The organism is Brevundimonas lenta, assembly GCF_014196335.1.
Taxonomy (GTDB): Bacteria; Pseudomonadota; Alphaproteobacteria; order Caulobacterales; family Caulobacteraceae; genus Brevundimonas; species Brevundimonas lenta.
Map to the genome: position 1 here is coordinate 960,987 of NZ_JACIDM010000002.1, position 19,725 is coordinate 980,711.

Annotated in this window: 5 protein-coding genes; 2 read left to right on the top strand and 3 right to left on the bottom strand. The window is 69.0% G+C overall.

What is annotated here, in order from left to right:
- Positions 1 to 3: 3 nt before the first annotated feature.
- Positions 4 to 11,739 (bottom strand): YDG domain-containing protein, encoded by an 11,736-nt coding sequence (locus GGR12_RS12320; protein WP_183204677.1) that lies wholly within the window; start codon positions 11,737 to 11,739, stop codon positions 4 to 6.
- Between the two features lie 264 nt (positions 11,740 to 12,003).
- Between GGR12_RS12320 and GGR12_RS12325 the strand changes: the two genes are divergently transcribed.
- Together GGR12_RS12325 and GGR12_RS12330 are read left to right on the top strand one after the other, a co-directional pair.
- Positions 12,004 to 15,354 carry an autotransporter domain-containing protein gene (locus GGR12_RS12325; RefSeq protein ID WP_183204678.1) on the top strand — a complete coding sequence of 1,117 codons (3,351 nt, stop codon included), beginning with the start codon at positions 12,004 to 12,006 and terminating at the stop codon, positions 15,352 to 15,354.
- A gap of 201 nt (positions 15,355 to 15,555) precedes the next feature.
- Positions 15,556 to 16,005, top strand: a complete 450-nt coding sequence (locus GGR12_RS12330; protein ID WP_221212322.1) for an Ada metal-binding domain-containing protein — start codon at positions 15,556 to 15,558, stop codon at positions 16,003 to 16,005.
- 406 nt (positions 16,006 to 16,411) lie between these two features.
- On the opposite strand, the gene GGR12_RS12335 is transcribed toward GGR12_RS12330, so the two are convergent.
- Together GGR12_RS12335 and GGR12_RS12340 are read right to left on the bottom strand one after the other, a co-directional pair.
- Positions 16,412 to 18,730, bottom strand: a complete 2,319-nt coding sequence (locus tag GGR12_RS12335; RefSeq protein WP_183204680.1) for a TonB-dependent receptor plug domain-containing protein — start codon at positions 18,728 to 18,730, stop codon at positions 16,412 to 16,414.
- Positions 18,727 to 19,701 (bottom strand): FecR family protein, encoded by a 975-nt coding sequence (locus GGR12_RS12340; protein WP_183204681.1) that lies wholly within the window; start codon positions 19,699 to 19,701, stop codon positions 18,727 to 18,729. The genes GGR12_RS12335 and GGR12_RS12340 overlap by 4 nt, the downstream gene beginning before the upstream one ends.
- Between the last annotated feature and the right edge of the window lie 24 nt (positions 19,702 to 19,725).

Consider the following 19,725-nt stretch of genomic DNA (forward strand, 5'->3'; position numbering starts at 1 on the left):
CCGTCACGGCTGAAGCCCACCGAGCGAGACTTCGGTCGGCCGGGGCGCGAAGCGGATCGTCCATCGCTTCCCGCGCGCGCCCTGCAGCAGGATGCCTTCAGTCGAGTTGATCACAGGCAATCCTCCATCGACGGCGATCTCGTTCGGCCCGACCAGCTCCGACCCGACCGCCTCGGTCGTCGTCGGGGCGCCGCCAAAGCCGTTTGTATGGGCCGCGTACAGACCCTCGACCGGATAAGGGATGTAGAAGCGCGGGTTGGTGGTGATCCGCCCGTAGGCGAGGAAGGCCGACGGACCGACCGGCAGACAGTTGTCGATGAAGCTGATCGTGCAATCCGGATTGGGCAGGGGCGTGATCTCGCCCGGCCCCTCCGCCGTGGTCGGCAGATTGTAGTTCGACAACAGGGTGGAGCCGGTGACGCTGTAATCGTCGAGGCCCAGGAAGGCGGTTACGAGCCGCTCTCCAGGGTCCGGATCGTCGTAGACGCCCCGGGTCTCGGTGATGAAGGCGCCCTCGCCCGGGATGAAGCCGGTCACCGTGTAATCGTCCGACGTCAGGGCGACATCGATCGTGCCGTCGTACACCCGCGTCGGATTGCCGGTGATCGAGACCGTGACCGTCGCCCGGTCGATCGTCCCCGGGCCGGACGCCGTGACGGGCAGCACATAGTTGCTCAGCAGCGTGCCGCCGCTGGCGACGTAGTCATCGGCGCTGAGCGTGGCCGTAACCGTGCGCGACCCGGCGTTGGTCGAGTCGTACAGGCCGGCGGTCTCCGTGATGAGCGCGCCCTCGCCGGCCACGAAGCCGTCGATCTGGAAATTGCCGGACGTCAGCGCCACAGCCGCGGTCCCGTCGTAGACGCGCGTGGGGTTGCCGACGATGCTGGCGGTCAGCAGGGCGCGGGTGATCTCGCCAAGGCCCGTCACGCCGGTCGGCAGAATATAGTTGCTCATCAGGGTGGCGCCGGTCGGCGCGTAGTCCGTCGCATCGAGGACGACCACCACGTCGTGCACGCCGGCGTTCGGCGAGGCGAACGTGCCGATGGTCTCGGTGACGAGCGCCCCCTCGCCGGGGATGAAGCCCGTCAGTGCGAAATTGGTCGGGGTCAGGTTGGCGACGGCCGTGCCGTTATAGGTGCGTGTCACGCCGATGAGGGCCAGGCTCAACGCCGCCTGGTCGATCTGGCCGGGGCCCGTGGCGCTGGCGGGCAGGACGTAGTTCGACATCAGGGTGCCGGCGTTGGCGGCGAAATCCTCACCGCCCAGAACCGCCGTGACCACCCGCACCCCGGCGTTGGGAGAGTCATAGGTTCCCACAGTCTCCGTGATCGTGGCGCCTTCGCCGGTGATGAAACCGCTCAGGGCGAAATTGCCGGAGGTCAGCGTCGCCAGGGTCGTGCCGTCGTAGATCCGCGTCGGGCTGCCGATGATGGATGCGTTCAGGAGCGCCGGATCGATGCGGCCTGTTCCGATCGCGCTGGTCGGAAGGACATAGTTGGACAGGACGGTTCCGCCGGTGGCGGTGAAGTCACCGGCTTCGAGCGCGGCGGTCACCGTGCGGTCGCCGGCATTGGGCGAGGCGAAGAGGCCGACGGTTTCCGTGACGACGGCGCCCTCCCCGCTCGCGAACCCGCTCAGGACGTAGTTCCCGGGGTTCAGGACCGCGAGCGTGGTGCCGTCGTAGGTCCGGGACACGCCGGTCAGGATGGCCGTCAGCGCCGCCAGATTGATCTGCCCGGGGCCCGTCGCGCTCGTCGGCAGGATGTAGTTCGTCAGCAGCGTGCCGCCGACCGGTGCGAAGTCGCTCGCGTCCAGCGACGCCGTCACCGTGCGGGGTCCGGCGTTGGGAGAGTCGTAGGCGCCGACGGTCTCGGTGACCCCGGCTCCTTCTCCGGCGACGAAGCCGGTCAGCGCGAAATTCCCCGACGTCAGGGCCGCGATCGTCGTTCCGTCGTAGCCGCGCGTCGGATTGCCGACGAGAGCGACCGCCAGCGCCGCGCGGTCGATCCGGCCCGGACCGGAGGCGGTGGTCGGCAGGATGTAGTTCGACAGCAGGGTCGTGCCGGTCACGGAGAAGTCGCCGCTGTCGAGCGCCGCGGAAACGGTCCGGGGCCCGGCGTTGGGCGAGTCATAGGCGCCGGTTGTCTCGGTGATGACCGCGCCCTGGCCGGCGACGAAGCCGGTCAGGCTGAAGTTGGCCGATGTCAGGCCGATGAAAGAGGTCCCGTCATAGACGCGGGCCGGGTTGCCGATGATCGCCGCGTTCAGGGCGCGCGGGTCGATCGTGCCGAAGCCCGTCGCGCTGGTCGGCAGGATGTAGTTCGCCAGCAAGGTGCCGGCATTGGCGGAGAAATCGCTCCTCTCCAGCGCGGCGGTCACCGACCGGACCCCGGCATCGGGAGAGGCGTAGATCCCCAGGGTTTCGGTGACGACGGCGCCTTCGCCCGCCACGAAGCCGGTGAGCAGGAAATTGCTCTGCAGCAGGTTGGCGATGTTGGTGGCGTCGTAGGCGCGCGTCGGATTGCCGATGATGGCGGCCGTCAGCATGGCCTGCGTGATCCGGCCCGGACCCGTCGCGATCGTCGGCAGGATGTAGTTGCCCAGGGACGTGCCGCCGCCGGCGATGAAGTCGCCGCTGTCGAGCGCGGCCGTGATCTGCCGGATGCCGACGTTGGGCGTGGCGTAGTTCCCGACCGTCTCGGTCACCGTCGCGCTCTCGCCCGCCACGAAGCCGGTCAGGGAGAAGTTGGCGGAGGTCAGGGTCGCGAGGGTCGTCCCGTTATAGACTCGCGTGGGCGTGCCGATGATGGCCGCCGTCAGGGCGACGGGATTGATGTGCCCCGTGCCGGTCGCCGTCAGCGGGAGTTCGTAGTTGGTCAGGAGGGTGTTTCTGTTGGCCGCGAAATCGGCGCTGCCCAGCGCGACGAAGACATTCCGCAGTCCGGTGCTGGACGAGTCGTAGAATCCCCGGGTTTCGAGGACGACGGCGCCCTGGCCGGCGACGAAGCCGGTGAAGGCGTAGTTGGCCGGGGTGAGGTTGGCGATGCGCGTGCCGTCGTAGAGGCGGGTCGGATCGCCGACGATCGCCAGCGTCAACGGCGCCTTGCTGATCTCGCCCATGCCCGTCGCCGAAGTCGGCAGGATGTAGTTGGACAGCAGGGTTCCGCCGCCCGCGGTGAAGTCGCCCGCGGCGAGGAAGGCGGTGATCAGCTCAAGGCCCGCATTGGGCGAGGCGTAGGTCCCTGCCGTCTGCGTGACCGTCGCGCCCTCACCGGCGGCGAAACCGTCGAGGGCGTAGTTGGCGGGGGTCAGAACGGCGACCGTTGTCGCGTCATAGATGCGGGTCGGGATGCCGATGATCGATGCGGTCAGCGTCGCCTGGTCGATGTGGCCCTGGCCGAGCGCCGTCGTCGGCAGGATATAGTCCGACAGCAAGGTCACACCGGTGGGAGAGAAGTCTGTGAGCGCCAAGGTCGCCGACACCGTGCGCGGTCCGGCGTTGGGATCGGCGTAGGTCCCGACCGTCTCGGTCACGGACGCGCCCTCGCCGGCGACGAACCCCGACAGCGAGAAATTGGCCGCGGTCAGATCCGCGACCGTGGTCCCGTCGTAGGCGCGGGTCGGATCGCCGATGATCGCGGCCGCGACCGTCCTCCGATCGATCGTGCCCGCGCCCGTCGCGCCGGTCGGCAGGATGTAGTTCGACAGCAGGGTCGAGCCGTCGGCCGCCGTGAAATCGCCGGTGGCGAGCGTCGCGGTGACTGTGCGGGGCCCGGCGTGCGTCGAGCTGTAGAGGCCGGAGGTTTCCGTCACGACCGCACCCTGTCCTGCGACGAAGCCTGTCAGCGCGAAGTTCGCGGAGGTCAGAGAGGCGATGTTCGTGCCGTCATAGACCCGGGTCGGATTGCCGATGATCGTCGCGATCAACGCTTTCGGATTGATCGTCCCGGCGCCCGACGCGGTGGTCGGCAACACATAGTTCGACAGCAGGGTCGGACCGGTGGCCGTGAAGTCGTCGGCGCCCAGGGTCGCCGTCACCGTGCGCGCGCCGGCGTTGGGCGAGGAATAGGCGCCGACGGTCTCGGTGACCGTCGCCCCCTGCCCGGCGATGAAGCCGGTCAGCTGGTAGTTCGCCGAGGTCAGCGCTGCGACATTGGTCCCGTCGTAGATGCGGGTCGGGTTGCCGATGATGGCGGCTGTCAGCGCCGCCGGGTTGATCCGCCCCGGCCCCGCCGCCGTGGTCGGCAGGATGTAGTTGCTGAGCAGGGTCGCGCTGTTCGGGGAGAAGTCGTTGGCGTCCAGGACCGCGGTCACGACGCGGACGCCGGCATCGGGCGAGGCGTATCTCCCGCCCGTTTGCGTGACGGCGACGCCCTCTCCGGGGGCGAAGCCGGAGAGGGCGAAATTGGCGGTCGTCAGGGTGGCGAGGGTCGTACCGTCGTAGACCCTCGTCGGGTTGCCAATGATGAAGGCCGTCAGCTGGGCCGGCGTGATCGAGGCCGACAGGTCCGTGGGCTGGGTCAGGATGTAGTTGGGCGCGTCGGCCCCGGTCAGGACATAGCCCGAGGCGTCGACCAGGTAGCTGCCGACATTGGCCGACGGGAAGCTGGCGGTCGATCCGGCGGAGTTCACGCCGAGGACGTCCGTTCCCAGCCGGCCGACGATCGCAGTCGCGCTGTTGTCCAGCGTCAGATTGGTGGTCCCGTCATACGGCCGGCTGTTGGCGACGACATTGATCAGGCTGACCGTGGCCGGGGTGATCACGCCGATGGGAGCGTTGGTGAGCGAGTTGGCGATCGAGTAGTTGCCGCCGTCCGCCCCGCCCAGCGCCAGGCCAGTCAGGGTCACATTGATACCCGTGCCCACGTTCTTGAACTGGTAGTTCCCGGCGATGTTCGCGGTATTCACCGAGACGTCGTCGCCCGCGACGAAACCGCCCAGCACATAGGCGGAGGATGCGGTCGGAAGCTCGGTGCCCGCCGTATAGACGCGGGTCACGCTGACCAGGTTCAGCAGCGCCGCGGTGATATCGGCGAACAGGCCCGTCGGCTGGCTGAGAATGTAGTTGCCGTTGGGGTTGTTCAGCAGGGCGAAGCCCGTCGCCGTGACCGGCTTGTTCAGACCGACGTCGGGCGTGGCGAAATTGCCGACCGCGCCCGCACTGTTGAGGGCGACCGTATCGCCCGCAAAGACGCCGACCAGCGATGCGGAGCCGACGTTGAGAACGTCGAGGGTCGTGCCGTTGTAGACCCGGTCGGTGGCCAGGACCCCGGCGATGGTCAGCGGCGCGGGATTGATCGTCCCCGGTCCGGAAGCCGAGGTCGGCAGGATGTAGTTGGTCAGCAGGGTGCCGGCGTTGGGCGTGAAGTCGATCGCCGCCAGGGCCGCCGTGACGGTCCGCGCACCGGCGTTGATGCTGTTGTACTGGCCGACCGTCTCGGTGACGGTCGCGCCCTGGCCGGCGACGAAGCCGGTCAGCTGGAAATTGAGCGCCGCTAGCAGGGCGTTGGTGGTCCGGTCGTAGGTCCGGGTCGGATTGTTGACGATGGCGGCGGTCAGGGCCTTGGGCGTGATGACGCCGATCGGTTGGCCCACGACGGTCGGAGCGATCGAATAGTTGCCCGCGCCGGCGCCGCTGAGGCTGAGCCCGGCGATGTTGACGCTGATGCCGTTGGTGACCACGCCGCCGGCCAGGGTCCCGGCCACATCCCGGGTGGCGTAGCCGCCGGTGATGCCGGCGACATTGGCTGTCACCGTGTCACCGGCGAGCACGCCGGTGAAGCCGTAGCCCGAGGCTGCGGTCGGCAGGGTGAAGTCGCCGGTGTAGACGCGGAGGACCGAGGTCAGGGTGATCGGTCGGGGCGTGATGTCGGCGGTCACGCCCTGCGGCTGGACCAGGGTGTAGTTGCCGGCGTCGACCCCGGTGACCGTGTAGCCGATGGCGGTGACTGGCTTGTTCTGGCCGACATTGAAGTCGTTGAACGTTCCGCTCGACCCCGTCGTGTTGAGGACGACATTGTCGACGCCCAGGACCCCCGACAGAGCGGCTCCGCCGTTGATCAGCGTCGCCAGGGTGGTGCGGTCGTAGACCTTGTCCGCCGCCAGGACGCCGATAATGTTCAGCGTGGCCGGGGTGATGACCCCGATCGGCGCGTTGATGACGATCGGATTGATCAGGTAGTTGGCCGCGTCCGTGCCGCCCAGCGCGACGCCCGTCAGGTTCACCAGCTTGCCCGTGCCGACGTTCTTGTTGTCGTACGAACCGCCGATGCCGGCGGCGTTGATGAACACGTTGTCCGATCCGAACACGCCCCCGAGGGTGTAGGCGCTGTTGACCGTCGGGACGTTTACGCCGGCGTTGTAGACCCGGGTGACCGAGGCCACGGTCAGCTGGGCCTGGGCGATGTCTGCGAACAGGCCCGTCGGCTGCACGACGGTGTAGTTGAGGGCGTCGGCGCCCGCGATGGTGAAGCCGGTGGCGGTGACCGGAATGTCGAGGCCGACGTTGCGCGTGGCGAACGTGCCGGTCGCGCCCGTCGACACCACATTGACGGCGTCTCCCGCGAACACGCCCGCAAGCGACGCCAGCAGCGTGTTCAACTGGGCGACGGTGGTGCCGTCGTAGATCTTGTTCAGCGCCGTGACGTTGATGACGTTGACGCTGGCAGGGGTGATCGTGCCCGCGCCGGAGGCGCTGACCGGCAGTATGTAGTTGGCGAGGTTGGTCGCGCCGACGCCGGTGAAGTCGTTGGCGGCGAGCGTGGCGGTGACCGTCCGGCTGCCGACATTGGGGCTGTTATAGGCCCCCACGGTCTCGGTGACGGTGGCGCCCTGGCTGCCGACGAATCCGCTCAGCAGGTAGTTGGCGCTGGTGAGCGTCGCCACGGTCGTATTGTTGTAGACCCGCGTCGGGTTGCCGATGATCTGCGCGGTCAGCGTCGCCCGGTTGATCGTCCCCGGCCCCTGGATGCTGGTGGGCAGCAGATAGTTGGCCAGGTTGGTTCCGGCGTTTGCGACGAAATCGGAAACCACGAGGTTCGCCGTCACGATGCGCGTGCCGGCGTCCGCCAGGGCGTATTGCGGGTTCGACGCCTGGGTGACCCGCCCGCCCTGGCCGGCGACGAACCCGGTCAGGGCGAAATTCCCCGCCGCCAGGGAGGCCAGCGTCGTCCCGTCGTAGGTCTTGGTCGGATTGTTGATGATCAGGCCGGTCAGCGGCCGGGGCGTGATGTCGGCGACGAGCCCGCCCGGCTGGCTGAGCGTGTAGTTGCCCGCATCGGCGCCGGTCAGCGAAAACCCGCTGGTGGCGACGCTCAGGTTTACGCCGACGTTCGACTGCTGGAACGTCCCCGCCGCACTGGCCGAACTGAAGCCGACCGTGTCGCCGGCGAAGACCCCGGAGAGGCTCGCCCCGGCCAGGTTCAGGATCGCCGCAGTGGTGGCGTCATAGACCTTGTCCTGCGCCAGGACGTTCAGGATCGACACCCCCTTGGGCGTGATGTTCGCGAACAGACCGGTGGGCTGGAACAATTGGTAGTTGGACAGGCCCAGTCCTGACAACGAGAACCCGGTTGCGGTGACGGCGATATTCGTTCCGACGTTCGGCGTCGCGAAGGTGGCGCTCGCGCCCGAGGTGTTGAGCGTAATGATATCACCCGCGACCACGCCGAACAGATCGGCGTTCGCCAGGTTCAGCTGGGCGACATTGGTCGTGTCATACACGCGGCTGATCGCGCTGGCGCCGATGATCAGGAGGGGAGCGGGCGTAATGGTTCCCGGCCCCACCGCCTCGGTCGGCAGGATGTAGTTGACCAGGCGCGTCCCCGCTCCGGCGGAAAAGCTGGTCGCCCCGAACTCGGCGGTGACGGTGCGGGCGCCGGCGTTGTCGCTATCGTAGGCGCCGGCCACCTGCGGCAGGACGGTGATGGTCTCGCCGGAAACCAGTCCGGTGAAGCTGTAGTTGGCGGCCGTCAGCTGGGCGAAAGTCGATCCATTGTAGACCCGGGTGGGGTTGCCGATGATGGCGGCTGTCAAAGGAGCCCGAAGGATGGTGCCGATGCCGGTGGCCTGATCCGGAAGGTTGTAGTTGTCCAGATTGGTGTTCGGTCCCGCCAGGAAGTCGTCCGGCGTCAGGAGGACCAGCACGGTGTGCAGGCCGGCGTTCGGATCGTCGTACTCGCCGACGGTCTCGGTGATGATGGCGCTCTCGCCGGCGAGGAAGCCGTCGATGGTGTAGTCTTCCGGCGTCAGGGTCGCGATCGTGTTGCCGTCGTAGATCTTGGTGGGATTGCCCGTGATCGCGGCGAACAGCACCAACGGGCCGAGATCGCGGCGTGTGATGGTGCCGGGCCCCTCAGCGGTCGCCGGGATGATGTAGTTGGACAACAATGTCGCGCCGTTCGGGACCATGTTCTCGACGCCGACGTCGGCGGTGACGGTCCAGAGTCCCGCATCCGAAGAGGCGTACAGACCCTGGGTCTGCGTCACCGTCGCGCCCTGGCCTGCCAGGAAGCCGAGCGTCAGGAAATTGCCCGGCGCGAGCGACGCGATCGCATTGCCGTCATAGGCCTTGGTGGGATTGCCGATGATGGCGATCAACAGCGGCGCCGGGTTGATCGTGCCGAGGCCCGACGCGCTGGTCGGCAGGATGTAGTTGGACAGCAAGGTGCCGGGATTGGCGACGAAGTCCGGCGGCGTGACCTGGACTGACACCAGCCGCGTGCCTGCGTTGGGCGAGTTGTAGGTGGCGCCCGCCGTCTGGGTCACGACGGCGCCCTCGCCGGCGGCGAAGCCGGTCAGAATGTAGTTCGACGCGCCGAGTATTGCGGTCGTCGTCGCGTCGTAAACCTTGGTCGGATTGCCGATGATGGCCGCAAACAGCGGGGCGGGCAGGATGTTGCCGGTGAGCGAGGCGGGCGGCAGGCCGATCACGTAGTTGCCGGCGTCGGCGCCCGCCAGCGAGAGACCGCTGACGGTGATGGGAATGTTCTGGCCGACGTTGCGGTCGACGAAATTGATGCTGGCGCCGGCTGTCGAGATGGTGACCGCGTCGCCGGCGATCCGACCGGATACGGTCGCCGATCCCGGCACCGGCGTGGCGATGGTCGTGCCGTCATAGACCTTGTCGTTGAACAGCAGGTTCAGGACGTTGAGCGTCGCCGGGGTGATGTTCGCCGACAGTCCCGGGGGCGAAACCAGCGTGTAATTCGCGGCCGAAGCGCCGGCCAGGGTGAAGCCGGAGGCCGTGACCGCAATCCCGGTCCCGACGTTCCTCGTTGCGAAAATCCCGACGGCTCCGGCAGAGTTGAGCGTGACGGTGTCGCCCGTCACGATGCCGAACAGGCCAGTGTTTGCGGTGTTCAGGGTGGCGACGGTAGTGCCGTCGTAGACCCGGCTGTTGGCGGTCAGGTTGGTGAGCTGCAGCGGCGCCTGGTTGATCAGGCCCGCGCCCGTGGCGGTGGTCGGCAGGACATAGTTGTTGAGGTCGACGCCGGCGCCGAGCGTGAAGTTCGGCGTCGTGAAGGTGGCGTTGACCGTCCTCGCCCCGGCATTCGGGGAGTTGTAGGCAACCGTGGCCGCGCCGTTGATCGTGATGGTCTCGCCCGCCGCCACGCCCGCGAGCGAATAATTGGCTGCGGTCAGCGTGGCAGTCGTGCTGGCGTTGTAGGTCTTGGTCGGGTTGCCGACGATCGAGGCGGTCAGCAAGGCGCGCGTGATCACACCGGTGTTCACCGTGACGCTGGGGGTCGGGACCAGGTAGCCGAAGACCGGAATGCCGTTATGGGTGGCGCGGAAATTGGTCGCGGTGACGCTGATGCCTGTCCCGGCGTTCTTCGTCGCGTACTGGCCGTCCAGGAGAAAGTCGTCGTTGTTGATCAGGCCGGTGACCGTCGTGTTGGTCTCGTTGAGGATCGCAACCGTGGTCCCGTCATAGGGTCGCGTCACCGTGCCCGGCGTGAAGCTGACGCTGGGCGCGATGCTGTACAGCAGGCCGTCGCCGGCCGCGGCTGGAGCAGCCCCGGCGGCCGCATTGTATTGATAGAAGTCGGGGACCAGACCGCCGGTGACGTCGCTGGCGGGGTTGGCCGAATAGACCAGCCAGTTGCCGCCGCTTGAAGCCAGGGCGTCCGCGCCGCTCAGGTTGGTGAACGTCCCGGTCGTCAGTCGGATATTTCCCGCGCTGCTGATCTGCCCGATGGCGGCGATGCGCAGCAGGGACGCCGCAGTGACGTTGACCGTGCTGCCGGAGACGGCGGCGCCCACCAGCGCGTTGCGTCCCGCGATCAGCGTCAGGCCTCCCCCGCCCGAGATCGGACTGTTCACGACCACGTCGCGGAAGGCGTTGAGCGTCAGGTCCCCCGCGCCGGTCCAGACCACCGGCGCGGCGACGGTGATGTCGCCCACCCCGCCGACCCCGCCCGCCGTGGTGGCCTGGGTGACGTCCGTGCCGGCGTTCAGCGCCGTGGTCATGGTCGACGCCGCCGGCGCATCGATGATCAGGTCGTCCGGGTCCAGCAGCCATTCGCCGCCGTCGCCGGCGAGGATCGTAGCGCTGCCGATCGACATGTCGCGCCCGGACGTCTCGATACGCCCTCCGCCGGAGGGACCGCCGGCGAGGATCGTCGCCCCGGACTCGATGCTGGTGTGGTCGGCGAGCTCTTCACCGGTTCCGAAGCCGGACGCGCCGATCAGGACTTCCCCGCCCGCCGATCCGGTCGCCGCGACATGCGCCGACGAGGCGATACGGACATCGCGCCCGTTGATCAGGACTTCTCCCCCCGTCCCGTCGGCGTCAGCCGCCACAAGCCGGCCCTCGACCTCGACCGAGCCCTCCGGCGCGGTCAGCCACAGCTGGCCGTCGATCGTCGCCGTCCCGGTCGCCTGGATCAGGCCCTCACGGTTGCCGGCCAGGGCGAAGATGTTGCCGTGCGCCGCCTGCAGCGCCACCGCCGCCGCCTGGATGCGGCCCTCCTGGGTGATGTCGCCGCCGCCCGATCCGACCGAGACGAAAATGCCGTTCGCATCACCGTCGGTGGTCGTCAGCAGGACGTCGTCCGCCGCCGCCAGCGTCACCCGCCCCTGGGGCGCCGAGATCAGGCCGCTGTTGGTCACCGACCGCGCGATCATCACCACGCTGCCTTCGCGCGAGATGACTTCGCCCCTGTTCACGATCGCGCCGTCCGAGCGTCCCGCCGCGGCCAGCGGGCCGCCTGCCATGAAGGCGTCGATGTTCATTTCGCGCGTTGAAGCGACGAAATTGCCGTTGGTGATGACCCGCCCGCCGGGGCCGACGATCACGCCGTTGGGGTTCATCAGATAGACCGAGCCGGTCGAGGTCAGCATGCCCTCGATCTGCGAAATCTGGCCGCCGAGCACCCGGTTAAGCGTCGCCCCCTGGCCGTTGTCGATGTTCACCTGGTGGCCGGTGGCGATGGAGAACGCGCGCCAGTCGATCACGCCCCGGTCCGACGACTGGGTGATCCCCAGGGTGGTCGGCGAGGTCTGGCCGATAACCCCCTCGCCGCGAATGAAGGCGCCGCCGGAGGGCAGGCCTCCGGGCGCCGTCTGGGCCAGGGCCGGCGCGGCGCTGGCGAGCAGCGCCAGTGAGCCGAGAGCCGTGGCGCGCAAATGCCGGTTGAGCGCGGGCGTTTCAGGTCGGCCGCCGGCGAGCGCCGGCTTCAGTTTTCGGACGACCATCAGCGCTGAACTGCACAGGAAATAGGATCGCAGAGGGCGCATTTTCACCACGCAACGACGTCCCGCTCGTACGGCCAAGCATCGGAGGTTGTTGCGATATTAGGTGTCCCCACATTTGCGGACTATCAGGTGATCACCCCATCCCCGTGCGGAGTTCGGCCCCTCCCCCGGCGGTAGCCGCTTCAACCGTAGCCGGAGAAAATTTCACCGGGCCGTAAGGCGGCTCGCAGCAGACGGCGTCATCCCCCGAGGAGCCGCACAGGCGGCCCGTCCGACCCGTGGTCGGATCATTCTGGGGAGTAGCTTATGCGTAACGTACCCGCCTTCGCCGTAACCAGCAGGTCGCGGCGAACGGCCCTGCAGACCGGCGCCGCCGCCGTCGCCCTTCTCGCCTTTTCCGCTCTTCCGGCTCTGGCTGCCGCCCAGGATGCGCCGCCGGACGAGGAGCCGCTGACCATCGAGGTCGGCGACATCTTCACCAACGACTACGCGGCCCACGGCGTCGTCGGCGTCACCACCTCCGCCCCCATCTCGGTGACGGCCGGCACCATCGTCACCGAAGGCCCGGTCTCCCATGGCATCGTCACTTACAGCGAGACGGGCTCGACCACGGTGACGGCTGCCGCCGTCGGCACCTTCGGCGATGAATCGATCGGCATCGCGGCCCAGAGCCAGGACGGCGATGTCACCGTCAACGTCGGCCAGGTCCTTACCACCGGTGCGATCAGCGACGCCGTCATCGCCACCAGCCTGACGGGCGACGTCAATGTGACGATCGGGTCGACCCGGACCGAGGGCCGCGACGCCTGGGGCCTCTGGGCCGTCTCGGAAACCGGTCAGACCACGGTCAAGGTGGGCTCCGTCGAAACCCTGCGTGACGGCGGCATCGGCCTGGTCGTCGGCGGCGGCGCCGGCGCGAGCGTGACCGTCGATTCCGTCAAGACCTCGGGCTACGGCTCGGTCGGCGTGAACATGATCGCCGGCAATTTCGACTACGGTCTGGTCACCTTCGGCGACGCCGTCCTGCGGGCGGGCTCCATCGAGACCAAAGGCGCCCACGCCACGGCCGTGTCGGTGGTCGCGGTCGGCAATGCCGACGTCGCAGTCGCTGACACGCGCACCTACGGCGAATTCGCGGACGGGGTGACCACCTATTCCCGATACGGCGACAGCCTGGTCGTGGTCGACAAGGTCCACACCTCCGGCTTCAGCGCCCTCGGCGTACGCTCGGGCACCGACGAGGGCGACCTGACCCTCACCGTCGGCGAGGTCCTCACCGAGGGCGAACTGTCCGCAGCGGTTTCGACCCGGGTCCGCACCGGCGATCTCAATCTCGTCGTCGGCGACGTCACGACCAGGGGCGGCAGTTCATACGGCGTAATCTCCACCGTCCTGCGGGGAACCGCCAACATCACCGCCCAGGGCGTGATCCAGACCTCGGGCGACTACGCCTACGGCATCATGGCCGCCACGGCGGGCCACACCTCGATCGCCGCCGCCGACATCCGCACTACCGGCGTCAGCGCCATCGGCATCGACGTCTTCTCGGCCTGGGCCGATTTCTCGGCCGCCAACGACCGCAGCATCGACATCGTCGCGGCCTCGATCACGACCGAGGGCGACAACGCCCACGGCATCAACATCGCCATGCCCCAGGACGGCATGATCATCGGCTCGACGCCGGATGACGCCGCCGTCCGCCCGCGCGGTCCCGCCGCCGCTCCCGTGGCGCCCGCCGCCCCGGGCGATTTCAGCGACGACATCACCATCCGCGCCGGCAAGATCGTCGTGGGCGGTGAAGGCGCCGTCGGCATTCGCGTCCAGGGCCTGGGGGCCGTCGACATCGAAGCCGACAACATCACTTCGGAACAGGCGGAGGCGATCATCGTCGACGCCCGCGGCGACTCGACCATCAAGCTCAACGGCGCCGTGTCCGGCGGCGGCGAGGCGGCGATCCGCGTCACCGCCGAAAACGTCAACGTCACCGTCGCCAAGACCGCCGTGGTCACCGGCGCCGGCGACGCCCTCGTCCTCTCGGCCGTCGGTCCCTGGACTCCGCCGCCCGAAGAACCCCTGCCGGAAGAGCCCGGCGTTCTGGCCCCCGCCTCGCCCGGCATCGCGACCCTGGACAACGCCGGCGTCATCCGCGCCGGAACCGGCGCCGCCATCCGCGTCACCAGCGGCACGGCGATGATCAACAACAGCGGTCGTATCGAGGGCTCCCTGATCCTTGGCGACGGCGACGACCAGGTCGTCAACACCGGGACCCAGGTGGTCACGGCGAACAACGACTTCGGAACCGGGACCGACCTGTTCACGAACAAGGGCGGCACGGTCCTGTTCGGCAAGGCCGCCGCACCGTTGAACATCTCCTTCCTCGGCCTCGAGCGGTTCGCCAACGAGGGCGGCCTGATCGATCTGCGCAACGAGCGCGCCGGCGACACCCTGACCCTCAGCGGCGCCTACGCCGCCACCGGCGACGCCCGCCTTGCGCTGGACGTCGGTCCGACCGCCGTCGACAGCCTCGTCGTCCAGGGCGTGGCCAGCGGCAAGACCTCCATCGTCCTGCAGACCAAACCGGAAGACGCCACCCTGCTCGACAAAAGTCTGCGTCTGATCACCGTCGGCCAGGGCTCGGCCGCCGGGGCCTTCACGCTCGCAGACGCCGACGTCGGTCTGGTCCGGTACGGCCTCACCTTCGACAGCAAGACCAACGCCTACATGCTGGACTCGTCCGCCGGGGAGTCGGTCTACCAGAGCGTTCTCGCGGGCGAAGGCCTCGTCTCGGCCTGGCGCGCTTCGGCTGACGCCTTCAACGCCGAACAGGCGATGGCCCGCGCCTCGGGCGGCGATCGCGGCCGCGTCTGGGCCCAGGCCCACGGCTCCATGATCGAACGCGAAGGCGACGATCCCGCCTTCGCCCTCGACTACGAGCAGGAGCTGGTCGGCGGCCAGATGGGCGTCTCGCTGGGCGCGCGACCGATGTTCGGCGGCCAGGCGTCCTTCGGTCTGACGGGCGGCTATGTCGACTCGACCCTGACGTTCGACGACGGCGGCCAGAAGGTCGACATGCGCACGATCAACGGCGGCGCCTATGGCGCCTGGCGGGTCCAGAACCTGTTCGCCACCGGCCTGATCAAGGTCGACCAGCATGAGCTGGAGATCGACGACAACGCCGGCGGCTTCGAGGCCGATATCGACGGCCTCAGCTGGGGCGTCCAGGTCGCCGCCGGCTATCGCTTCCACCTCGGAAGCATCGCCTTCGAGCCGACCGTCGGTCTCGACTATCTGAGCTCGACCCTCGACGACCTCAACGTGCTCAAACAGTCGGTCTCGTTCGAGGACCGGAACGGCTTGTCCGCGCGCTTCGGCGGTCAGGCCCTGTCGCGGCAGGAACTGGCGGAAGGGCGCGCGGTGACCTGGTCGGCGGGCCTCGAGGCGGTCCACGACTTCGACGCGGACTCCTCCGGCGTCCTGCACAGCAAGGACGAGTCGGACACGGTTCAACTGGGCGGATCATCGACCTGGGCCCGGGCCCAGCTCGGCGTACAGTACGAGATCGGCAACGGCCTGGAGACCTACGTCCAGGGCGAGGGCCGCTTCGGCGACGGCCAGAGCGGCGGCGGCGTGCGGATCGGGGCCCGCTACCGCTTCTGATGCATGACAGGGCGCGCGATCCCCGGATCGCGCGTCACGCCCCCGCGCACAAACCCGCCTCCCCGACGGCGCGCGGGGCGAGGCCACCGTCGAAAGACGGTGGCCTCTTTCATTTCAGGCGCAGAATCGCGCACGCCCGGACAAGGCAACCGCCGCTCCACGGCGTCTCTCTGAGGGGGGACGTGTTCGCAGGAGTTGCGTGTGGCGCGAGCCGAGACTTCATCAACCTGGCCGGAAACGGCCGACAATCGCCTTTCCCAGATCTACGACCGGGCGCCGCACGCGGATGGCCGGTTCTGGTACTCAGTGGTGACCACCGGCGTCTTCTGCCGGCCGACCTGCCCCTCGAGGCGGGCCCGTCCAGAGCACATCCGCTTCCACGACACCCTCGACGAAGCCCGGCGGACAGGTTTTCGCCCCTGCCGCCGCTGCCATCCCGAGCAGCCTTCAGCGGTCGTTCGCGATCAGGCTCTGGTGGCGCGGGCGTGCGCCCTGATCCAGGCCGCCGAGGTCCCGCTCTCCTCCCGCGCTCTCGCGTCGACATTGGGCGTCAGCACCTCCCATATCCATCGCCTGTTCAACCGGACCCTCGGCACGACCCCCGGCGCCTGGGCGCGCGCGTCGCGTTGCCGGCCGGACGAGGCCGCCTGAAACCGCGCTCCTCAGCATATCCTGACAAAACTGTCGGATCGACAGCCGCCGGTGCTGAACCGGCGGCTGTGGCGGCGGATCGATGCCGGGGAGGTAGAGCGGAAACATCGGAGCCTCGGGCGAACGATGCTGATGAAGAAAGAGCCACCGTCCTTGGGACGGTGGCTCCGCCCGCATACCAACAGGGGGTGTGGGCATACGGGGCTACGAAGCGCGAGCGAGGGAGGGGCCCGCGGATCGATCCTGGGTCGGCCAGAACCGCAGGCGCGGCGGCCGATGAATGTCATGGTCAGTTCCCCCGGTGCCCGGCGAACGGCCGGGCGGTCCGAAATCACGGTCCTACGGAGAGATGACGCCGCCGGGCGGACGCCGCCTTACGCTTCGGCGGAAGTTTTTTCGGCGGTGCTCAGAAAGCGGCCTCGAAGCCCAGCCGCACGGTCATCGGCCGCAGAGGCGCGCCCTGCGGCTCGCTGAGTTGGTAAGGAGAGCCGACGCCGTAGCGGATGCCCCCGGCGTCGAACGGATTTGAGATCCGCAGGCTCCAGGCGGCCCGCTCGTCGCCCAGCCGCGCGGCGAGGTCCATCAGGACATAGTCGCCCTGGGCCACATCCAGCCCGGGCCCCAGACCCGGCCGTGACTCGCCGACATAGCGAACGTCGCCGCCGAGCCGCAGCGGCAGGCCGGCCACACGACCGTAGACATAGTCGACGCTCATCTGGGCTCCGGCGCGCGCCACATTGGGGATCGGCCCGCCCTCCACGCCGATGACGTTCGGCCCGGCCAGCGTCACCTCGCTGTCGTTCAGGAACACGCCGCCAGACAGCGAGAAGGCCTCGTTGGGAAACCACGAGCCGCGGGCCTGCACGAAGCGGACGAAGCCGTCGCCAATGTTGGCCGTGACCAGGTCGCCGCCCTGGGTGATGGTGTCCGCCTGGATGTTGCGCCAGTCCAGCTGGCCCGCCGACGCCTCCAGCGTCCAGTCGCGATCACCGTCCGGCGTCCGGACCCCGGCTTCCAGCAAGGTGACCCGATCCGATCGATAGCGTTCGAGACTGCCTCGCGTCTCGCTGACGCTGCCCGGCCTCACGCCCTGCTCCAGCCGCGCGAACACCTGGGCGCCCGACGGGCTGGTCCATCGCGCCGCGAAGGTCGGCGAAAGGTGCGCCTCCGTCCGTGGAGGACGCGACCGGGCGAGGTCCTGCCCGAAGCCCACGGATCGCGCTTCGTGCACCGCGCGCACCATCGACAGCCGCCCGCCGATGGCGAAGCGCCAGTCGTCCGCCGGCGCGGCCACCAGCTCTCCGAACAGGGCCCCTTCCGCGAACTGTCGCCGGACATCGACCTGCGCCTCGGGCGGGACGTCGCCGATCAGCACCTTGCGGGCGCGGATCGAGCGGGTCTCGCCCGCCGCCAGCGCCGCCCCGCCGTTCAGGGACCAGAGACCTTCGCCGTAGAGCTCCCATCGGGCCTCGCTGGACAGGGCCACCACGGTCTGGCGACGATCCACCGCCGCCGGCGTCGGGTTGGAGGGCGAGGTCGCGTCGAACCTCTCCTCCAGCACCTGACGGGAAATGCTGGTCGCCGAGGTGAACCGCATGCCGCTGGATCGTCGACTGGCGACCAGTCCGACGAGCGCCAGATCGCTGTCATAGGGCTCGGCGACGCGACGGGTCTTATCCAGACCCTTGGCGGTTGTGTTGACCGTCTGGGCGTCGCGGGCGCTGATCCCCTGGGCGAGCGCGACCGTATCCACCGTCCAGGCCTCGCCCGACCACCGGACCGCGGCCCTCGCCCCGACCGTCTCAACGGCGTCCGCCTGGCTGACGCCGCGGACCGGATTCTCGAGAAAGCCCCCGTCCCGCCGGCCATAGAGGACCAGCCGCGCGCCTGCGGCGTCACCCAACGGCCGGTTCATGACCAGGGCCACATCGCCCCCGGGCGCACCTCCGGACGTCGCCGACAGCCCGGTGGACATCCAGGTCGAGGTTTCACCTGGCTCGGCCGGCGCAGGCTCCATGCGCACGATCCCGCCGATCGAACCCGAGCCGAAGCGCGAACTTTGCGGCCCCTCGAACACGTCGATGCGACGGACGTCGACAAGGGTCAGGTCGGGATCGGGCGTGCCGTAGGTCAGGCGCAGATCGCCGAAATACTGACCCACCGTCGCCTGCATCGACCCGTTGAAGGCCGAGTCCGCCACCCCGCGGATGAACAGCTTGTTCCGGCCGGGTCCCTGACGCGTCGAGTCCACCGTAGCCGTCAGATCCGCGACGGCGTCGCTGGCCGGCCGGCCTTCGGCCCTCTCAAGGGCTGCGGAGTCGATCGGCGAGGCGCCGTTCGCGCCGTCGATCCCCCCGCGCCGCACCGGAGCGGTGACGACGACGCTCTCCAGCTCCGTGGGTTCTACCGGCGCCGCGACAGCGGGCGCGCGCCGAACTGGCGGAGGGGGGGCGGTCTCGATCCGATAGGCGCGGTCGCCGAGGCGCACAGCGCGCGCGCCGGCCGGCCCCAAAATCTGCTCGAACGCCGTCTCGACCGGCATCCGGCCACGTACGCGCGGGCTTCGGCGGCCCGTCAGATCGGCCGTCACCACCACATCGACGCCGGCCTGCGCCGCAAGACGGTTCACGGACTCCAGCGTGGAGCCCGCCGCTATGTCGAAGGATTGCGGGGGCGGCTGGACCCAGACCATGGCCGCCGCCGCCACTACGGCCGGAAACGTCACTCGCGGGTTCGCGCCTGCAATCGCCACCCGACGCCGTCCTCGACGACCGAGACCCCCATCAGAAGTTCGAGCCGGCCCCGCAGAACCTCCGGCGTTCCCTCCGCGGCAAGGCTGCCGGTGAAGCGCCTGCCCGCGATCGCAGGATCGACGGCCACCGGCACGCCAAGCGCCCGGGACAGATCCTCCGCCACCACGTCGAACCGCTCGTTCCGGAACACCAGCCGGCCTTCGCGCCAGGTCCCCACATCTCCGGGCGCGACCGTCCGCCGCTCCACGGCGCCATCGACGGCCTCGATCCCCTCCCCGGCCCGCAGCGTGACCGCCTGGCGGTCCAGATCGACGCGAACCACGCCCTCCGAAACATCCACCCGCAGCCCGTCCGCGGTCCGGGTGACGTCAAAGGCCGTGCCCAGGTCCGTCAGCATCGCATCGCCGACCGCGACCTGGAACGGACGCCGGTCGTCATGGACCACCTCGACCAGGATGCGCCCCTGATCCAGCACCGCATGGCGCGGCCTCCGGCGGTCGAGCGTGACCCGGGTCGCCCCGTCCAGATGGATCTCGCTGCCGTCCGCCAGCGTCAGGCTCCGATGCGCTCCCGCCCGCGTCTCCACCGTCCAGGTCTGCGGCCGTTGCAGCCACGCAGTCCATAGCCCGGCCGTCAGCACCACCGCCGCAGCCGCCGCCGCAAGCGGAACCCAACGCCGGGTCACGCCCGGGCGGCCCGAGGCACGCCGGCGCCGCGCCGCAGAAACCGGAAGCGGACTACCCACAGATTCATCCACAGGCCGCGCGGCCAGGCCGTCGACGACCTCGGCCTCGGTCTCGGCGAACCGCCAATAGACCTCGGCGTGCTGCGGATCCGCCGCCAGCCACGCCTCCCATGCGTCCCAACCGTCGAAGTCAGGATCGTTGACGCGCGCCAGCCACGCCAGCGCCGTTTGTTCGACATCTCTGCGGGAGTCGCTCATGTCCATGACTCCAGGACGCCGCGG